16 protein-coding genes and 1 riboswitch are annotated in these 17930 nt (G+C 69.4%); of the genes, 9 read left to right on the top strand and 7 right to left on the bottom strand.

Annotated features, from left to right (window positions below):
• The first annotated feature begins 17 nt into the window (after positions 1 to 17).
• Together ABEA26_RS29015 and nagB are read left to right on the top strand one after the other, a co-directional pair.
• Positions 18 to 779 carry an SDR family oxidoreductase gene (locus ABEA26_RS29015; RefSeq protein WP_345596324.1) on the top strand — a complete coding sequence of 254 codons (762 nt, stop codon included), beginning with the start codon at positions 18 to 20 and terminating at the stop codon, positions 777 to 779.
• 190 nt (positions 780 to 969) lie between these two features.
• The gene (gene nagB / locus ABEA26_RS29010) at positions 970 to 1755 is read left to right on the top strand and encodes a glucosamine-6-phosphate deaminase (protein ID WP_345596323.1); all 786 of its coding nucleotides are present in this window, start codon (positions 970 to 972) and stop codon (positions 1753 to 1755) included.
• 294 nt (positions 1756 to 2049) lie between these two features.
• Here the strand turns inward: nagB and ABEA26_RS29005 are convergent, their stop codons facing one another.
• The 4 genes from ABEA26_RS29005 to dasA form a co-directional block, all read right to left on the bottom strand.
• The gene (locus tag ABEA26_RS29005) at positions 2050 to 3600 is read right to left on the bottom strand and encodes a glycoside hydrolase family 3 protein (protein WP_345596322.1); all 1551 of its coding nucleotides are present in this window, start codon (positions 3598 to 3600) and stop codon (positions 2050 to 2052) included.
• 8 nt (positions 3601 to 3608) lie between these two features.
• Positions 3609 to 4439, bottom strand: coding sequence for a carbohydrate ABC transporter permease (locus ABEA26_RS29000; protein ID WP_345596321.1), 831 nt, complete (start codon positions 4437 to 4439; stop codon positions 3609 to 3611).
• Complete coding sequence (locus tag ABEA26_RS28995; RefSeq protein WP_345596320.1) at positions 4436 to 5422, bottom strand: carbohydrate ABC transporter permease; 987 nt, start codon at positions 5420 to 5422, stop codon at positions 4436 to 4438. Before ABEA26_RS28995 ends, ABEA26_RS29000 begins: the two co-directional genes overlap by 4 nt.
• 88 nt (positions 5423 to 5510) lie before the next feature.
• Positions 5511 to 6788 (bottom strand): N,N'-diacetylchitobiose ABC transporter substrate-binding protein DasA, encoded by a 1278-nt coding sequence (gene dasA / locus ABEA26_RS28990; protein ID WP_345596319.1) that lies wholly within the window; start codon positions 6786 to 6788, stop codon positions 5511 to 5513.
• A gap of 454 nt (positions 6789 to 7242) precedes the next feature.
• Here dasA and ABEA26_RS28985 point away from each other — a divergent pair, with 454 nt between their 5' ends.
• From ABEA26_RS28985 to ABEA26_RS28960, 6 genes are all read left to right on the top strand, one after another.
• Complete coding sequence (locus ABEA26_RS28985) at positions 7243 to 8007, top strand: GntR family transcriptional regulator (RefSeq protein ID WP_003973740.1); 765 nt, start codon at positions 7243 to 7245, stop codon at positions 8005 to 8007.
• Positions 8008 to 8165: 158 nt separating this feature from the next.
• Complete coding sequence (locus ABEA26_RS28980) at positions 8166 to 8423, top strand: DUF3311 domain-containing protein (protein ID WP_345596318.1); 258 nt, start codon at positions 8166 to 8168, stop codon at positions 8421 to 8423.
• On the top strand, positions 8420 to 10030 hold the full coding sequence (mctP, locus tag ABEA26_RS28975) for a monocarboxylate uptake permease MctP (protein ID WP_345596317.1): 1611 nt from the start codon (positions 8420 to 8422) through the stop codon (positions 10028 to 10030). The genes ABEA26_RS28980 and mctP overlap by 4 nt, the downstream gene beginning before the upstream one ends.
• Positions 10031 to 10113: 83 nt before the next feature.
• Positions 10114 to 10620 carry a GNAT family N-acetyltransferase gene (locus ABEA26_RS28970; protein ID WP_345596316.1) on the top strand — a complete coding sequence of 169 codons (507 nt, stop codon included), beginning with the start codon at positions 10114 to 10116 and terminating at the stop codon, positions 10618 to 10620.
• 75 nt (positions 10621 to 10695) lie between these two features.
• Positions 10696 to 10819: riboswitch (cobalamin riboswitch) on the top strand.
• Between the two features lie 125 nt (positions 10820 to 10944).
• Entirely contained in the window at positions 10945 to 13350 is a 2406-nt protein-coding gene (locus ABEA26_RS28965) for a ribonucleoside-diphosphate reductase subunit alpha (protein WP_425587914.1), read from the top strand.
• Positions 13350 to 14363, top strand: a complete 1014-nt coding sequence (locus ABEA26_RS28960; RefSeq protein ID WP_345596314.1) for a ribonucleotide-diphosphate reductase subunit beta — start codon at positions 13350 to 13352, stop codon at positions 14361 to 14363. The genes ABEA26_RS28965 and ABEA26_RS28960 overlap by 1 nt, the downstream gene beginning before the upstream one ends.
• Here ABEA26_RS28960 and ABEA26_RS28955 read toward each other — a convergent pair.
• Complete coding sequence (locus ABEA26_RS28955) at positions 14276 to 14521, bottom strand: hypothetical protein (protein ID WP_345596313.1); 246 nt, start codon at positions 14519 to 14521, stop codon at positions 14276 to 14278. The two genes, ABEA26_RS28960 and ABEA26_RS28955, sit on opposite strands and share 88 nt — an antisense overlap.
• Positions 14522 to 14613: 92 nt before the next feature.
• Here ABEA26_RS28955 and ABEA26_RS28950 point away from each other — a divergent pair, with 92 nt between their 5' ends.
• Positions 14614 to 15582, top strand: a complete 969-nt coding sequence (locus ABEA26_RS28950) for a GlxA family transcriptional regulator (protein ID WP_345596312.1) — start codon at positions 14614 to 14616, stop codon at positions 15580 to 15582.
• A 49-nt stretch (positions 15583 to 15631) separates the two neighbouring features.
• Here ABEA26_RS28950 and ABEA26_RS28945 read toward each other — a convergent pair whose 3' ends face one another.
• Together ABEA26_RS28945 and ABEA26_RS28940 are read right to left on the bottom strand one after the other, a co-directional pair.
• Entirely contained in the window at positions 15632 to 17008 is a 1377-nt protein-coding gene (locus tag ABEA26_RS28945; RefSeq protein ID WP_345596311.1) for a bifunctional albaflavenone monooxygenase/terpene synthase, read from the bottom strand.
• Positions 17005 to 17930: terpene synthase family protein (locus tag ABEA26_RS28940; protein ID WP_345596310.1), on the bottom strand; the 926-nt coding region annotated here is incomplete at its 5' end. The genes ABEA26_RS28945 and ABEA26_RS28940, both read right to left, overlap by 4 nt.

Raw genomic sequence — 17930 nt, 5'->3', positions numbered from 1 at the left:
GCGAAGGGGGCGCCGACATGGGCGTGCAGGGAGTTCTCGCGGGCAGGACGGCACTCGTCACGGGGGCGAGCAGGGGAATCGGGCGGGGGATCGCGGAACGGCTGGGACGCGACGGCGCCCGGGTGGCGGTGCACTACGGCAGCAACGAGACGGCGGCGAAGGAGACGGTCGCCGCGATCGAGGCTGCGGGTGGCTCGGCGTTCGCGATCAGGGCCGACCTTGGCGCCCCCGGGGCCGCCGAGACGCTGTGGGAGGAGTTCGACCGGCACACCGACGGGGTCGACATCCTGGTGAACAACGCAGGGATCGGCGCCACGCCCCCCATCGGGGACATAGGGGAGAAGGAGTACGACGCGGTCTTCGCGGTCAACGTGAAGGCGCCGTTCTTCATCCTCAAGCACGGCATGGGCCGGCTGCGCGACGGTGGCCGGGTCATCAACATCTCGTCGGGGCTGGCCCGCACCGCGGTGATGCCGGACAACATGGCGTACTCGATGACGAAGGGCGCGCTGGACGTTTTCACGCGTGACCTCTCCAAGGTGCTGGGCACCCGCGGCATCACGGTGAACTCGGTGGCCCCCGGCATCATCGACACGGACAACACGGCCGGGCTGCTGCACGGGAGCGCGGACGGCTGGGACCGGGCGGCGGCACTCTCCGCGCTGGGCGGGGTGGGGACGCCGGCCGAGGTGGCCGACGTGGTCGCGTTCCTCGCCTCGCACGGAGGCCGGTGGGTCACGGGAAGCTGGGTGGACGCGACGGGCGGATCGCTGACCTAGATGTACTGCCGAGGGACGTTGCTCAACCCGGGCGCAACGACGCGTCCCGCCCGACCGGTTCGACGCGCCCCCGACCGATTCCAACGCGCCCGCCGGGTCCAGCTCTGTTAGATTGGTCTAAACCACATAGGGTCAGACACAGCCAGTCCCGGACCCCGGGTGAGTCCTCTCTTCGAAACGGCAGGCAAGCGTGGAAGTTGTCATCGTTCCGGATGCCAAGGCGGGCGGCGAGCTCATAGCCGAGGCCATGGCGCAGTTGCTCCGGCACAAGCCCGACGCCCTGCTCGGGGTGGCCACCGGCTCGACGCCACTGCCCGTGTACGAGGCGCTGACGGCCAAGGCGCGCTCGGGCGCGGTGGAGACCGCGCGAGCACGGATAGCCCAGCTCGACGAGTACGTGGGACTCCCCGCGGAGCACCCCGAGTCGTACCGCTCGGTGCTGCGGCGCGAGGTGCTCGAGCCGCTCGGGATCGGCATGGACGCGTTCATGGGCCCCGACGGCACGGCCGCGGACGTGCAGGGGGCCTGCGAAGCGTACGACAAGGCGCTGGGCGAGGCCGGCGGGGTCGACCTCCAGCTGCTGGGGATCGGGACCGACGGGCACATCGGTTTCAACGAGCCGTGCTCCTCGCTCGCCTCGCGGACCCGGATCAAGACGCTCACCGAGCAGACCCGCGTCGACAACGCGCGCTTCTTCGACGGTGACATCGAGCAGGTGCCGCACCACGTGATGACGCAGGGCATCGGGACCATCCTGGAGGCCCGGCACGTGGTGCTGCTCGCCACCGGCGAGAGCAAGGCGGACGCGGTCGCCGCGAGCGTCGAGGGACCGCTCGCGGCCGTGTGCCCCGCCTCCGCGCTCCAGCTTCACCCGCACGCCACGGTCGTCGTCGACGAGGCCGCCGCCGCCAAGCTGAAGCTCGCCGACTACTTCCGGCACGCCTACGCCCACAAGCCCGACTGGCAGGGCATCTGAGCCTGCGAGCCCGCTCGGGCCCGAAGGTCCGCACGGCCGTGTACGACGAAGGGCGCCGGTCCCCCGCCACCGGGGGGCGGCGCCCTTCGTCGTACCGTCGGGTCCGCTCGCAGGCGCCGCGAAGACGCTCCGCACACCGCAGGCACGGGAGCCGGCCTCACCTGCCCCGGAGTCCCCTGGTCGTGCCCGCCCGGGGCCCGGGCGGGCGACCGCGCCACCGGACCCACCGCATGCCGAAGGCGCCGGCCCTCACCGAGGGACCCGGCGCCTTCGGCATGCCGGTGGGCGTACCCGCTACACCCCCGCGATGGCCTCCGCCGCCGCCCGGCCGCAGACACGGGCCGCGCCGTGGGTGGCCAGGTGGAGGGCGCCACGGGGTCGGGCCCGCGGGACGCCCATCTCGACCACGATCGTGTCGGGACGGGCCGCGAGCAGGATGTCCAGGGCCGCCGCCATCCATGGATGGCGGTGCTCGTCGCGGACGACGGCCACGACACGGCGCCGGCCGGCCGCGGCCAGCACCTCGTTCCCGGCCTCCGGGCCGGTGAAGCTGCCGGTCTCCGTGCCGGGGAGCAGGCGGAAGAGCTCGGCGGCGACGCCCCAGGGGGTCTCGTCGCCGACCGCGATGTTCGCGACGGGGGTGAGAGCGGCGACGTACGGGGGGTCGGTCAGGGGGGTGAAGCCCTCGGCCACGGTGACCCGCACGGCGCGGCGGGCGGCCCGCAGGCCCACGTCCCCGCCCTCGTCCCCGCCTGCCTCCCGGGCTCCGTTCCCGTCCTCGTTCCCGTCGCCGTCCCGGTCGGCGGGCTCCGGGCTCCGGGCGTCCGGCCGGTGCGTCGCCGTCCAGCGGGCCAGTGCGCGGACGCGTTCCGCCGCGTCGGCCAGCCGGTCCTCGGACAGCTCGCCCGAGCGGACCGCCTCGACGAGGGCGTCGCACAGCCGTCGCACGGTGTCCTCGTCGGACAGCCCGCCGCCCACGCAGATCGCGTCGGCGCCGGCCGCGATGGCCAGGACGCTGCCACGTTCGATGCCGTACGTGCCCGCGATGGCCTGCATCTCCATGCCGTCGGTGACGATCAGGCCGTCGTAGCCCAGTTCGCCGCGGAGCAGGTCGGTCAGGATGCGGCGGGACAACGTTGCCGGACGCTCCGGGTCCAGGGCGGGGACCAGGATGTGGGCGCTCATCACCGCGCGGCTGCCGGCGGCGATGGCCGCGCGGAACGGGACAAGGTCGCGTTCCTCCAACACCGTGGCGTCCACGTCGATGAGCGGCATGGCGTGGTGCGAGTCGACGCCCGTGTCGCCGTGTCCCGGGAAGTGCTTGGTGCAGGCGGCCACGCCCGCCGACTGCATGCCGGTGACGTAGGCGGCGGTGTGCCGGGCGACCAGGTCGGTGCCGGCGCCGAAGGCGCGCACGCCGATGACCGGGTTGTCGGGGTTGGAGTTCACGTCGGCGGACGGGGCCCAGTTGAGGTTGACGCCGCAGGCCGCGAGCCGCCGGCCCAGCTCGGCGGCCACCTCCCGGGTGAGCCCGACGTCGTCCACCGCGCCGAGGGCGAGGTTGCCGGGGAAGGAGGAACCGGTGCGCACCTCCAGCCGGGTGACGTCGCCGCTCTCCTCGTCGATGGCGACGAGGACGTCCTCGCGTTCGGCGCGCAGCTGTGCGGTCAGCGCGGCCACCTGCTCGGCCGAGGCGATGTTGCGTCCGAAGAGGCCGACGGAGGCCAGGCCCTCGCCGAGGCGGCGCAACAGCCACTCGGGGGCGGTGGTGCCGGTGAATCCCGGCTGGAGGACGGTGAGCGCGTCACGGGTGAGGGTGTCGGTGGCACGGGCGATGGTCGTCATCAGTCGCGTTATCCCTTCACTGCGCCGTCGGTCAGGCCGCTGACGGCCTTGCGCTGGAGGTAGACGAAGAGGATCAGGATCGGGATGGCAAAGAGAGAGGAGGCCGCCATCGTCGCGCCCCAGTCGTCGCCGAACTGGGTCTGGAAGCTGGACAGCCACAGCGGCAGGGTCTGCGCCTCGGCGTCCTTGTTCAGCACCAGGATCAGGGCGAACTCGTTCCAGGCGGTGATGAACCCGAACAGGGAGGTGGACATCAGACCCGGTGCGAGCAGCGGCAGGATGACCCGGCGGAACGCCTGGGCGCGGGTGCAGCCGTCGACCATCGCGGATTCCTCCAGCTCCTTCGGCACGGCGGCGACGAAGCCGCGCAGCGTCAGGATGGTGAAGGGGAGGATCATCATCATGTAGAAGAGGGTGAGCGGCACGAGGCTGTTCAGCATCGACCCGTCGCGCACGATCATGTAGATCGCGATCACCATGACTTCCCAGGGCGCCATCTGGGCCAGCATGAAGCCGATGATGAAGCCGCGCCGCCCCTTGAACCGCATCCGCGCCAGGGCGAAGGCTCCGGCCAGGGCGATGATCAGCGAGAAGACCACCGCGAGGATGGTGACGGTGAGCGAGTTGGTGACGTACGTCCAGAAGTGGTCGGCGTCGGTCGCCGTCCTGAAGTGTTCGAAGGTGACGTCGGTCGGGAACCAGACCGGGTCCTCCGTGATGATGTCACTGGTCGGCTTCAGGGCCGTGGAGAACATCCAGTACACGGGGAAGACGAAGCCGATGAACAGGACGACGGCCGTGGCGTTGGGCCACAGGCGGCCGAAGAGTGAGCGCTTCACAGCTCGTCCTCCCCTTGCTTGAGCACGATCCTGAGGTAGTAGGCGGTCAGACCGAGCATGATCAGGATGGTCAGCACGGCGATCGCCGCGCCCATGCCGTAATGCTGGTTGCCGACGCCCTCGATGTAGGCGTAGACGGGCAGGATCTCGGTGAGCCGGTCGGGTCCGCCCTGGTTGAAGGCGTAGACCTGCACGAACGCCTTGAAGACCCAGATGATCTCCAGGAAGGTCGTCGCGTAGAGGAACGGCCGCAGGAACGGCATGGTGACCGTGGTGAATCTCCGCCAGGCGCCGGCGCCGTCGAGGGACGCGGCCTCGTAGAGTTCCTTCGGGATGGTGGTGGTCGCCGCGTAGAGGTTGATCGCGACGAACGGGATCGACCCCCAGACGATCAGCAGGGTGACGACGAAGAAGGTCGACATCTGGCTGCTGGTCCAGCTGTAGTCGGCCATCGAATGCCAGCCGAGCTTGTCGAGGACCCAGTTGACGACGCCGAAACGCTGGGCGAACAGCCACTTGTAGACGGTGGTGGCGGCCACGATCGGCATGGCCCAAGCCAGTACCAGACCGAGCAGCAGGGTGAACCTCATCAGCTTGCCGAGGCGCGCGAGCAGGAGGCCGATCAGGGTGCCCAGGACCATGATCAGGCCGACGTTGACCGCCGCGAACAGGATCGAGCGGACGGTGACCCGCCAGAAGTCCTCGCCGGTGAGGACCTCCTTGTAGTTGTCGAGGCCGTTCCACTCGGTGACGTGCTGGATCAGCTGCGTCATGTTGAGGTTCTGGAAGGACAGCAGGAGGTCCTTCAGCAGCGGCCAGCCGAGCAGCAGCACGGTGGCCGCGCAGGCGGGCAGCAGCAACAGGTACGGGGCGAGCGCGCCGAACCGCGACGCTGCTCTCTGTTTCGGCCCGCCGGACTCCCCGCCGTCCGACTTGCGGACGTCCGCCGGGCCTGAGGGCGGCCGTTCGGTCTGCACGGTCATGCTCGCGGTCTCTCTCTTCTCGACCTGTTCACGTCGACGCCGGGACGGGGGCCGTCGTGTGGCAGCCCCCGCCCCGGCTCACCCGGTACTACTGCTGCTGCGCCAGGCGCTTGTTGAACTCGTCCTCGACCTGCTTGGCGGCATCCGCCGGGGACTTGCCCTTCAGGACGGCCGTCAGGTACGTCTTGATCGGGTTGGGGTCGTTCTCGACTGCGGCCCACTCCGGGATCAGCGGCGTGGTGTCACCGAACTCGGCGGCCGGCGCGGCGGCCTCGGCGGCGGCGTTGCCCGCCAGGTTGCTCTGCAGCGACTCCTTGTTCGGGATGACGCCGTTGGCCTTGGCCAGCGCACCCTCGTACTTGTCGGACAGTGCGATCTTCAGGAACTCCTTGGCCAGCTCCTGCTTCTTGCTGCCCGTGGCGACGGCCAGGTTGGAGCCGCCGAGGAAGACGCCCTCGGGCTTGTCCGCCGTGGCACCCGGGATGGTGAAGTAGCCGAGGTCCTTCTCGATCGCCGGGTTGGTGGTGATCGCCGTGGCGCCCTCCCAGCCCATGCCGATGATCGCGCCGGTCTTGCCCTTGGAGAAGATCTCACCCTGCTGGGGGGTGGCCTCGTCCTTGTCCTTCGGTGCCTTGGAGAGGGCCTGGAACTTCTTGTAGGTCTCGGTGGCGGCGGCGATCTTCGGGTCGTCCAGGTTGGAGACGTACTTGTCGCCGTCCTTCTTGACCAGCTCGCCGCCCTCGCCGATGACCAGGCCCACGAAGTGGTACCAGTTCTGGCCGGGCAGGTAGATCGGCTCGGCGTCGGTCTTCTCACCGATGGTCTTGAGGTCGTTGTAGAACTCGTCGCGCGTCTTGGGCGTGTCCTTGATGCCCGCGTCCGCCCAGATCTTCTTGTTGTAGACGACCACGCGGTTGACCACGAACCACGGAGCGGCGTACTGCTTGCCGTCGAAGACGGCGGACTTGTTGAGGGACTCGGACCAGTCGGTGCCGATCTCGCTCTTGAGGTCACTCAGGTCCGCCAGGCCGCCGGTCTTGGCGTAGGCCGGGGTCTGGGTGTTGCCGATCTCGAAGACGTCGGGGGGGTTCTCCTCGGAGAGAGCGGTGGTCAGCTTCTGCTGGATACCGTTCCACTTCTGGATCTCGAACTCGACCTTGGCCTTGGTCTTCGCCTCGAACTCCTTGGCGAGGTCCGCCTGCCAGTCGTCGGGCGAGGAACCGTCCATCACCCACACGGTGAGCGTCTCGCCGGCGTAACCGTCCGCCCCGGCCTTCTTGTCGTCGTCACCGCTGTCGCCCCCGCACGCCGCGACCGAGACCATCATGCCCGCGATACCGATCGCGGCTATCAGCTTGCGCTTCACGCCAACCCTCCTCAGGGATGCCACACAACCCCCCTGCCTCCCCGCGGTTGCTCGTCGACGCGGACCGCCCATGGGGCCGGGACCTGGACCAATGGTGTAGACCAGTAGGGGGAGCTTGGCCCAGACCAATAGGGCTGTCAAGGGTGTTCAAGCGCGCTCCACGCGTCCGTGATGCGACCGAGATATGCAGGGACCTTTCATTGCGCAAGCGACAGATCGGACGGACCGGGACCGGGTGTACCACCGCCCATCCAATGACGTACCGGTACGGTTCTGAACGCGCGTACCAGCGACTCCCGGCGGCGCTGTGGACTAGACCAACAGGGGACGCGGAGGTATACAGAAGGGATCACGGAGCGTGCGGGACCATCCCGGCGCGGAGCCGTGCCACGATGTGAGCCGTGGCCGACAGGGACAGCGGTCGCTTCGGCATCCGGAGCCGGGAAGGCAGAACATGAGCACCGACGTCAGCAGTGCGGAGAACGAGGGTGGGGCGACCGTCCGTACCGCGCGCGTGCCCAAGTACTACCGCCTGAAGAAGCATCTGCTCGACATGACCCGGACCCAGACACCGGGCACCCCCGTGCCGCCCGAGCGCACGCTGGCCGCGGAGTTCGACACCTCGCGCACGACGGTGCGTCAGGCCCTCCAGGAACTGGTCGTCGAAGGCCGCTTGGAGCGCATTCAGGGCAAGGGCACCTTCGTCGCCAAGCCGAAGGTGTCGCAGGCCCTGCAACTCACCTCGTACACCGAGGACATGCGGGCCCAGGGCCTCGAACCCACCTCGCAGCTGCTGGACATCGGCTACATCACCGCCGACGACCGGCTCGCCGGGCTGCTGGACATCACGGCCGGCGGGCGGGTGCTGCGCATCGAGCGGCTGCGCATGGCCAACGGCGAACCCATGGCCATCGAGACCACCCACCTGTCTGCCAAGCGCTTCCCGGCCCTGCGCCGCTCCCTGGTGAAGTACACGTCCCTCTACACCGCGCTCGCCGAGGTGTACGACGTCCATCTCGCCGAGGCCGAGGAGACCATCGAGACCTCCCTGGCCACCCCGCGCGAGGCCGGCCTGCTCGGCACCGACGTCGGCCTGCCCATGCTGATGCTCTCCCGGCACTCGCAGGACCGGACGGGCCAGCCGGTGGAATGGGTGCGCTCGGTGTACCGGGGCGACCGCTACAAGTTCGTCGCCCGGCTGAAGCGCCCCCAGGACTGACGCCGGCCGCAGGGCGTACCCGGCAAATCCCCGCACTCGCCACCACGAAGTTGCAGTTGAGGACCGATATACGGACGAGGTCTTCCACTGTCTCGACACCGTCCCCTACATTTCGTGCGCACTGCACGAGGTGATCAGCGAGGGGACGGAGCCACCGCATGTCACAAGCCCCGGAAGTGAGCAGAGGGCCGACGGTGACGCCGGTGCGCGTCGTCATCGGCCTCTGCCTTGCCGCACCGTTCGTCGCCATGCTGTGGGTGGGTTCGTACGCGAAGACGGACCCGGCCTTCATCGGCATCCCGTTCTTCTACTGGTACCAGATGGCGTGGGTGCTCATCTCCACCGTGCTCACGGTGATCGCCTACAAGCTGTGGCAGCGTGACCAGCGCGCCCGCCGGGAAGGCGGCGCCAAGTGAACGACGGCGTCAACGGCGTCGCACTCGCCGTCTTCATCTTCTTCTTCGTCGCCGTCACGGCCATGGGCTTCCTGGCCGCCCGCTGGCGCCGGGCCGCGAACGACCAGAGCCTCGACGAGTGGGGCCTGGGCGGCCGCTCGTTCGGCACCTGGGTCACCTGGTTCCTGCTGGGCGGCGACCTGTACACCGCGTACACCTTCGTGGCCGTACCGGCGGCGATCTACGCGGCGGGCGCGGCCGGCTTCTTCGCGGTGCCGTACACGATCCTGGTCTACCCCCTGATCTTCACCTTCCTGCCGCGGCTGTGGTCGGTCTCCCACAAGCACGGGTACGTGACGACCTCGGACTTCGTGCGCGGCCGGTTCGGCTCGAAAGGGCTGTCGCTGGCAGTCGCCGTGACCGGCATCCTGGCCACGATGCCGTACATCGCGCTCCAGTTGGTCGGCATCCAGGCCGTGCTGGACGTGATGGGCGTCGGCGGCGGCGAGGACACCAACTGGTTCGTCAAGGACCTGCCCCTGCTGATCGCCTTCGGCGTGCTGGCCGCGTACACGTACTCGTCGGGGCTGCGCGCGCCCGCGCTGATCGCGTTCGTCAAGGACACGCTGATCTACATCGTGATCGCGGTGGCCATCATCTACATCCCGATCAAGCTCGGCGGCTTCGACGACATCTTCGCCGCGGCGAACGACAAGTTCACCGAGTCGGGCAACGGCGGACTGGTGCCGGACCACGGCGGCCAGTGGACGTACGCCACCCTGGCGCTCGGCTCGGCGCTCGCGCTCTTCATGTACCCACACTCGATCACCGCGACGCTGTCCTCGCGCAGCCGTGAGGTGATCCGGCGCAACACCACCATCCTGCCGCTGTACTCGCTGATGCTGGGCCTGCTCGCGCTGCTGGGCTTCATGGCGATCGCGGCGGGCGTGCAGGTGAAGAACGGGCAGCTGGCGATCCCCCAGCTGTTCGAGAACATGTTCCCGGACTGGTTCGCCGGCGTGGCCTTCGCGGCGATCGGCATCGGGGCCCTGGTCCCGGCGGCGATCATGTCGATCGCCGCCGCGAACCTCTTCACCCGCAACATCTACAAGGACTTCATCAAGCCGGACGCCACCCCGGCCCAGGAGACGAAGGTCTCCAAGCTGACGTCCCTGCTGGTGAAGGTAGGTGCGCTGGTCTTCGTCCTCGGCATGGACAAGACGGTCGCGATCAACTTCCAGCTGCTCGGCGGCATCTGGATCCTGCAGACCTTCCCGGCCCTGGTCGGCGGCCTGTTCACCCGCTGGTTCCACCGCTGGGCGCTGCTCGGCGGCTGGGCGGTCGGCATGGTCTACGGCACGGTCGCCGCGTACGGTGTCGCCTCGCCGACGCAGAAGCACTTCGGCGGCTCCTCGAAGGAGATCCCCGGCATCGGCGAGATCGGCTACATCGGCCTCACCGCCTTCGTGCTGAACGTCCTGGTCACCGTGGTCCTGACCTTCGTCATGAGGGCCTTCAAGGCGCCCGACGGCGTCGACGAGACGAAGCCGGGCGACTACACGGCGGACGCCGGCGACCCGGGCGTCGAGACGGAGCTGCCGCCGGCCACGGCGGGTACCTCGCACTGACCTGCGGTACGCGACCGGTACGCGGCGGGCCGTCGGAGAAATCCGGCGGCCCGTTGTCGTACCCGTCCGGCACACTCGGCGTCATGGACTTCGTGATCCGGCAGGCGGCGACGGACGAGTACGGCACCCTCGGTGAGATCACCGCGCGGGCCTATCTTCGCGACGGCCTCCTCGACTTCGGCGAGGACGACGCGTACCTCGGTGAGCTGAGGGACGTGGCGAAGCGCGCGGCGGCCGCCGAGGTGCTGGTCGCGGCGGCGGACGGCCGGGTGCTCGGCGGCGTGACCTTCGTGCCGTCCGGTGGCCCGATGGCCGACGTCGCCCGGACCGGCGAGGCCGAGATACGGATGCTCGCCGTCGCCCGCGAGGCACGCGGACGCGGGGTGGGCGAGGCCCTCGTACGGGCCTGCGTCGACCGGTCCCGGGCCGTCGAGCGCTGCGCGCGCGTCGTGCTGTCGACCCAGCGCACCATGCGCACCGCCCACCGTCTCTACGCACGACTGGGCTTCACCCGCACCCCCGACCGCGACTGGAACCCGCTGCCGGAGCTCGACGACATCACGCTCCTCGCCTACGAAATGACGCTCTGACACCTGCACCACTTCTCGACGATCCCTCCGCGACACAACATCTGGGGGGCGTTCGCCGAACCCGGCACAAGATGTATGCTCATGCTCGCTGTCGCCGCAGGGGAATCCGGTGCGAATCCGGAACTGTCCCGCAACGGTGTACTTGTGCGCTCATGTGCGCGAGTCCAGTCCGAGGACCTGTCGACAGTGCGCCCGGCCGTCCCGGTCCGGGTGCCATGACGTCCGGGCCTCGTGGAGTGGGCCGGTGGACGCGACGCCGCGTGCGCTCGTGAGCTGCCCCCTGCCCTCCGCCAGGCCCCGTGCCGAGCGAGGGAGTGCCCCCACGTGACCATCGCGCCAGCCGACCCGGTTTCAGCGACCCCGGTGACGACCTCAGCAACCCCAAGGACCCCGGTGGCCCCGGCGACCGGGGAGTCCGACGGCCCCGGTGCCGCCCTGCTGCGGACCCTGACCGGGCTGACCGCCGACCTCCCCGGCGCCGACCCCGGCCGGGTCGCCGCCGCCGCACTGCGCGGCCGGTCCGCCCACGCGGACGAGTCCGAGCTGCGCGAGCTCGCCACCGAGGCGGCAGCCGGTCTGATCTCCGAGGACCCGGTCTACTCCCGGCTGGCCGCCCGGCTGCTGACCATCGGCATCCGCGCCGAGGCCGCCTCCCAGGGCGTCACCAGCTTCACCGAGTCGGTCGCCACCGGCCACCGCGAGGGCCTGATCGCCGACCGCACCGCCGAGTTCGTCCGGTCGCACGCGGACCGCCTGGACGCGCTGGTCGACCCGGCCGCCGACGACCGCTTCGGCTACTTCGGGCTGCGCACCCTGCACAGCCGCTACCTGCTCCGGCACCCGCTCACCCGCAGGCCCGTCGAGACGCCCCAGCACTTCCTGCTGCGCGTCGCCGCCGGGCTCGCCGAGGACGACACCGTACGGTCGTTCGACGAAGTGGCCGCGCTCTACGCGCTGATGAGCCGCCTGGACTACCTGCCTTCCTCCCCCACCCTGTTCAACTCGGGGACCCGGCACGCCCAGATGTCGTCCTGCTACCTGCTGGACTCCCCCAAGGACGAGCTGGACTCCCTCTACGACCGGCTCCACCAGGTCGCCCGCCTCTCCAAGCACGCCGGCGGCATCGGCATCGCCTACTCCCGTGTCCGCGCCCGGGGATCGCTGATCCGCGGCACCAACGGGCATTCCAACGGCATCGTGCCGTTCCTGAAGACGCTGGACGCCTCGGTCGCCGCCGTGAACCAGGGCGGCCGGCGCAAGGGCGCGGCGGCGGTGTACCTGGAGACCTGGCACGCGGACATCGAGGAGTTCCTGGAGCTGCGGGACAACACCGGCGAGGACGCCCGCCGCACCCACAACCTGAACCTGGCGCACTGGGTCCCCGACGAGTTCATGCGCCGGGTGGACACCGACGGACAGTGGTCGCTGTTCTCCCCCGTCGACGTGCCCGCGCTGACGGACCTGTGGGGCGAGGAGTTCGACGCCGCCTACCGCGAGGCCGAAGCCGCGGGTCTGGCCCGCAGGACCCTCCCCGCCCGTGAGCTGTACGGCCGCATGATGCGCACCCTCGCGCAGACCGGCCAGGGCTGGATGACCTTCAAGGACACCGCCAACCGCACCGCCAACCAGACCGCCGAGCCGGGCCACGTCGTCCACTCCTCCAACCTCTGCACGGAGATCCTGGAGGTCACCGACGACGGGGAGACGGCGGTCTGCAACCTGGGCTCGGTGAACCTGGGCGCGTTCGTGGACCCGGACTCCCAGGACATCGACTGGGAGCGCCTGGACGCCACCGTCCGCACCGCCGTCACCTTCCTGGACCGGGTGGTCGACATCAACTTCTACCCGACCGAGCAGGCGGGGCGTTCCAACGCCCGCTGGCGCCCGGTGGGCCTGGGCGCGATGGGCCTCCAGGACGTCTTCTTCCAGCTGCGCCTGCCCTTCGACTCGGCCGAGGCGAAGACCCTTTCCACCCGCATCGCCGAGCGGATCATGCTCGCCGCGTACGAGACGTCCGCCGGCCTCGCCGAGCGCCGCGGCCCCGCGCCGGCCTGGGAGAAGACCCGTACCGCCCGGGGCGTGCTGCACCCCGACCACTACGGCGTCGAGCCCACCTGGCCCGAGCGCTGGGCGGCCCTGCGCCAGCGCGTCGCCACGACCGGCCTGCGCAACTCCCTGCTCCTGGCCATCGCGCCGACCGCCACCATCGCCTCCATCGCGGGCGCCTACGAGTGCATCGAGCCGCAGGTGTCCAACCTGTTCAAGCGCGAGACGCTGTCCGGCGAGTTCCTCCAGGTCAACTCGTACCTGGTGGACGACCTCAAGCGGCTCGGCGTGTGGGACGCCCGCACCCGCGAGGCGCTGCGCGAGGCGAACGGCTCGGTGCAGGGCTTCGGCTGGATCCCCGAGGAGGTCCGCGCGCTGTACCGCACCGCCTGGGAGATCCCGCAGCGCGGACTGATCGACATGGCTGCCGCCCGCACCCCGTACCTCGACCAGGCCCAGTCGCTGAACCTGTTTCTGGAGACGCCGACCATCGGGAAGCTCTCCTCGATGTACGCGTACGCCTGGAAGCAGGGCCTGAAGACCACCTACTACCTGCGTTCGCGCCCGGCAACCCGCATCGCTCGCGCCGCCGCCCGGACCACCGTCCCCGCGCAGGCCGCCCCCGCCCCCGACGCGGTCGCCTGCTCCCTGGAAAACCCCGAGTCCTGCGAGGCCTGTCAGTAATGAACGAGAACACGAAGAACCTGCTCGACCCGGGCTTCGAACTGACGCTGCGCCCCATGCGCTACCCGGACTTCTACGAACGGTACCGGGACGCCATCAAGAACACCTGGCACGTGGAGGAGGTCGACCTCCACTCGGACGTCACCGACCTGGAGAAGCTGAGCCCCGAGGAGCAGCACCTGATCGGCCGGCTGGTGGCCTTCTTCGCCACCGGTGACTCGATCGTCGCGAACAACCTGGTGCTCACGCTCTACAAGCACATCAACTCCCCGGAGGCGCGGCTGTACCTGAGCCGGCAGCTGTTCGAGGAGGCCGTGCACGTCCAGTTCTACCTGACTCTGCTGGACACCTATCTGCCCGACCCTCAGGACCGCAACGCGGCCTTCGCGGCGGTCGAGAACATCGCCTCGATCCGCGAGAAGGCCGGATTCTGCTTCAAGTGGATGGACTCGGTCGAGTCGATCGACCGGCTGGAGACCACGGCCGACCGCCGCCGTTTCCTGCTCAACCTCATCTGCTTCGCCGCGTGCATCGAGGGACTGTTCTTCTACGGTGCCTTCGCCTACGTCTACTGGTTCCGCAGCCGGGGCCTGCTGCACGGCCTGGCCACCGGCACCAACTGGGTGTTCCGGGACGAGACGATGCACATGTCCTTCGCCTTCGACGTCGTCGACACCGTGCGCAAGGAGGAACCGGAGCTGTTCGACGACGCGCTCGAGCGGCAGGTCACCGACATGCTGAGGGAGGCCGTCGAGGCCGAGCTGCAGTTCGCGCGCGACCTGTGCGGTGACGGCCTCCCGGGCATGAACACCGACTCGATGCGGCAGTACCTGGAGTGCGTCGCCGATCAGCGCCTGACGCGCCTCGGCTTCGCCCCGGTGTACGGCTCCGAGAACCCCTTCTCCTTCATGGAGCTGCAGGGCGTTCAGGAGTTGACCAACTTCTTCGAGCGGCGTCCCTCGGCGTACCAGGTGGCGGTGGAGGGCACCGTCGACCTCGACGAGGACTTCTGAGTCTTCTTCCGCACTCCCTCCCCCTCCTGGGCCTCCCTGAGCTGACGGTCGACGCGCTTCTCGCGCACGATGCCGATCACCGAGGGGAGGACCATGAGGACGAGGAGTCCGAAGGTCGCGAGCATTCCGATCAGGGCTTCTGTCTGGTTTCCGGTCATGACACCACTGTCGCGCCGGATACTCCTTACCGGGAGTGGCAGGACTGCCGTAAGGCCTCGATTTCCTGCCACTGGCGAGGCACACTCGCGGCATGCTGAAGAACGTGGCCGCCGTACTGATGGACGGCGCACATCCCTTCGAACTCGGCGTGGTCTGCGAGGTCTTCGGCATCGACCGGAGTGACGAGGGCCTGCCGAGGTACGACTTCGCGGTGGTGTCCGCTCAGGGCCCGACGCTGAGCACCCATGTCGGCGGGCTCTCCGTCTCCACGCCGTACGGGCTGGACCGACTGGAGGACGCCGACCTGATCGCCGTCCCGGCGGGGAGCGACTACGCCCGCCGGGAGTACCCGCCCGAGCTGCTGGACGCCCTGCGGCGGGCGGTGGACCGGGGCGCGCGGGTACTGAGCGTGTGCTCCGGGGTGTTCGTGCTGGGCGCCGCCGGGCTGCTGGACGGACGGCGCTGCGCGGTGCACTGGCGCCACGCGGCCGAGCTGGCCCGGCAGTACCCGCGGGTGGCCGTGACGCCCGACGTGCTGTACGTGGACGAGGACCCGGTGATCACCAGCGCCGGCACCGCCGCCGGCATCGACGCCTGTCTGCACATCGTCCGCAAGGAACAGGGCACGGACGTCGCCAACAGGATCGCCCGGCGCATGGTCGTGCCGCCGCACCGGGACGGCGGTCAGGCCCAGTACATCGAACGGCCACTCCCGCGCTCGTCCTGCGACACGGTCGGCGAGGTGCTGGCCTGGATGGAACAGCACCTCGACGAGGAGGTCACCGTCGAGCAGCTCGCGGCGCGGGCGCACATGTCCCCGCGCACCTTCGCCCGCCGCTTCCAGCAGGAGACGGGTACGACTCCCTACCGCTGGATCCTGCGCCAGCGTGTACTGCTGGCCCAGCGGCTGCTGGAGGCGACGGACGAGACGATGGACGCGATCGCGTGGCGTACCGGCTTCGGCACGGCGGCGGCCCTGCGGCACCAGTTCGTCAGGGCCCTGGCCACCACTCCGCACGCCTACCGGCGCACCTTCCGCGGCCCGGAGGCCGTCGCCTGAGCGGGGCCACCACGCCCCTGGCCCGTGCCACGGGTCACCGTGCCACGGGTCACCGTGCCACAGGCCTGACCAGCAGGTCGTGCGGCCGGAGCGTGATGCCCACGCGGACCGCGTCGTTCGAGCCCGCCACCTGCTCGAAGCGGTACTTCGTGGCCAGCGCCGCCGTGATCAGCGTCAGCTGCGCCATGGAGAAGTGGTCGCTGGGGCACTTCCGCTTGCCCGCGCTGAACGGCTTCATGGCGTATTTCGGCACGTTCGCCGCGCGTTCCGGGAGCCAGCGGTCCGGGTCGAACTCCAGGTTGGCGTCGTACGACTTCGGATCGCGTTGGATTGCGTACGGACTGTAGATGATGTCCGCACCGGCCGGAATGCGATAGTCACCGAGTTCGGTCTCGACGACCGCGCGCCGCGTCAATACCCATACGGCGGGACGCAAACGCATGGTCTCCACGATGACATTGCCGGTGTGGGTGAGCTTGCGGACGTCACCGAATGCCACGGGACGTCCGCCGGTGACCGCTTCGACTTCGTCGCGTATGCGGTCGGCATGTACCGGATGCTCGGCAAGTGCCTGCAGCAACCACATGATCGTGGAGGCGATGGTCTCACTGCCGGGGGTGAGTATCGCGACCACCTGGTCGTGGATCTCCTGTTCCCCGATCGGGTCGCCATTGTCGTCCTTCGCCTCCAGCAATGCCGTCAGCAAATCGTCCGGCTTTTGACCGGATGCACGGCGCTCGGCGACGATCTCGTCGACCAGGAGGTGCAGATCGGCCAGCGCGTTGTTGAATTCGCGGTTGGCCGGCAGCGGCAGCCTGTAGAGCGGGCCCAGCGGGACCACCATCCGCCGGTACATGCCCCGGAAGACGGTGGCGAGCGCCACGCACAGCCGTTCGGCCCGCTCGTCCATGTACTGGCCGCGCAGCAGGCAGCGGGCCGCGACGCGCACGGCGACGCGGAAGGACTCGGAGGTGGCGTCGACGGTCTGCCCGGGCTGCCAGCGCTCGGCGAGCGCGTGCGCCTCCTCCTCCATGATCGGCCCGTAGGCGGGGATCGCGTCGAGCTTGAAAGCCGGCTGGATGGTCCGTCGCTGACGGCGGTGGAGCGGGCCGTTGGCGGTCGCCACTCCCTCCTTGCCGAGCAGGCCCTCCAGCGACTCCCACAGCGGACCGGCTATGTGGTAGTCGGGGCTCAGGGCCAGGGCGCCGGTGAGCTCCGGGGTGGTGACGGCGTACACGGTCTTCGGGCCGAGCTTGATGCGCACGATGTCGCCGTGGTCGCGCAGCTGGGCCATGTAGGCCAGCGGGTCGCGGGCCAGCTTCCAGCCGTGGCCGAGGAGCGGGATGCCACCACCCGCCACGGGCGGCTCACGCAGCTCCGGTGCCTCTTCGGCCCGGGTCTCGGGATTGACGGACTCGACGGTCATTTCTCACCTGCCGCTTCGTTGTTGACGTACGGGGGCGTGGACCGGTCGTCCCAGCTGTCGACCATGTAACGGCCGGACTCGTGGTGGAACCAGTAGACGGAACTGAACCAGTTCCGCATATTGCCGACGTTGGCCCGTACGGCGCCGCTCAGTTCCTTTCCGCGCACGGTGCCGTCGTCGAGTTCGTCGGCGAACCGTAACGCGTCCTGCTCTACGGAGAGGAATTCGGTGATGCACTCCTCGACGCGTAGACGGACTTCTCCGATTGCTTCTTCCAGAGTCAGCCCGTGATGGGTGATGAGACTTATTCCGAGATTGTGGACCTCGTCGCCCGCTATTTCTTTCGGGAGTGAGCACAGGTCGTTGTACCAGGCGGCGAATTCCTGGCTCAGCAGCGCCGCCCGGCGATATGCCGGATACTTTCGGACGGCGTCCGGGAGTTCACAGCCCGCGCTCGGCTCCAGCAGGTCGGTCCAGATCCAGTGGGCGAACGTGAGCCGGCGCAGCTCGAGGTACTCCTCCACGCCGGGCACGACGCCGCGGGCGCGGTTGAGGAATTCACGGTCGTACGCCTCGATCACCGCGTGGAAATGCCGGGCGAACCGGGTGTTCCAGGTCGCCGGCGGAGGCAGGAAGGCGTACAGCCGCCGCACACTGTCGGCGAACCCGGCGACCAGCGTGTCCTCGTGGTGCAGATGGTCCTCCGGTGAGTCGAGTGCCGTGTGCAGCTGGTCCCGAAGTCGTCGCCAGGCGGCCGGACGGCCGTGGACGATGTCCCGGTCGTGCCGGTCGTCCCAAACGAAGAACCACGCGCTGTAGTCCGCTATCGCCTGCATGACCTCGTCGGGGGCGCCCAGGTAGTACCCCGCCATGAGGTCCGTGTAGCACAGGCCATCGGCATATTCCACGACCTTGTCCGCCG

This window comes from Streptomyces marokkonensis, from assembly GCF_039539045.1.
In the GTDB taxonomy this organism is placed as follows: Bacteria; Actinomycetota; Actinomycetes; order Streptomycetales; family Streptomycetaceae; genus Streptomyces; species Streptomyces marokkonensis.
The sequence above is the reverse complement of the archived record's forward strand: the minus strand, read 5'-3'. Positions and strand labels throughout refer to the sequence as shown.

What these genes read in the sequence shown, in the direction of transcription:
- ABEA26_RS29015 (WP_345596324.1), top strand. Translation starts at nt 18, where the DNA reads ATGGGCGTGCAGGGAGTTCTCGCGGGCAGGACGGCACTCGTCACGGGG.
- ABEA26_RS29005 (WP_345596322.1), bottom strand. Translation starts at nt 3,600, where the DNA reads ATGACGACCATCGCCCGTGCCACCGACACCCTCACCCGTGACGCGCTC.
- ABEA26_RS28995 (WP_345596320.1), bottom strand. Translation starts at nt 5,422, where the DNA reads ATGACCGTGCAGACCGAACGGCCGCCCTCAGGCCCGGCGGACGTCCGC.
- ABEA26_RS28985 (WP_003973740.1), top strand. Translation starts at nt 7,243, where the DNA reads ATGAGCACCGACGTCAGCAGTGCGGAGAACGAGGGTGGGGCGACCGTC.
- ABEA26_RS28980 (WP_345596318.1), top strand. Translation starts at nt 8,166, where the DNA reads ATGTCACAAGCCCCGGAAGTGAGCAGAGGGCCGACGGTGACGCCGGTG.
- ABEA26_RS28970 (WP_345596316.1), top strand. Translation starts at nt 10,114, where the DNA reads ATGGACTTCGTGATCCGGCAGGCGGCGACGGACGAGTACGGCACCCTC.
- ABEA26_RS28960 (WP_345596314.1), top strand. Translation starts at nt 13,350, where the DNA reads ATGAACGAGAACACGAAGAACCTGCTCGACCCGGGCTTCGAACTGACG.
- ABEA26_RS28955 (WP_345596313.1), bottom strand. Translation starts at nt 14,521, where the DNA reads ATGACCGGAAACCAGACAGAAGCCCTGATCGGAATGCTCGCGACCTTC.
- ABEA26_RS28950 (WP_345596312.1), top strand. Translation starts at nt 14,614, where the DNA reads ATGCTGAAGAACGTGGCCGCCGTACTGATGGACGGCGCACATCCCTTC.
- ABEA26_RS28945 (WP_345596311.1), bottom strand. Translation starts at nt 17,008, where the DNA reads ATGACCGTCGAGTCCGTCAATCCCGAGACCCGGGCCGAAGAGGCACCG.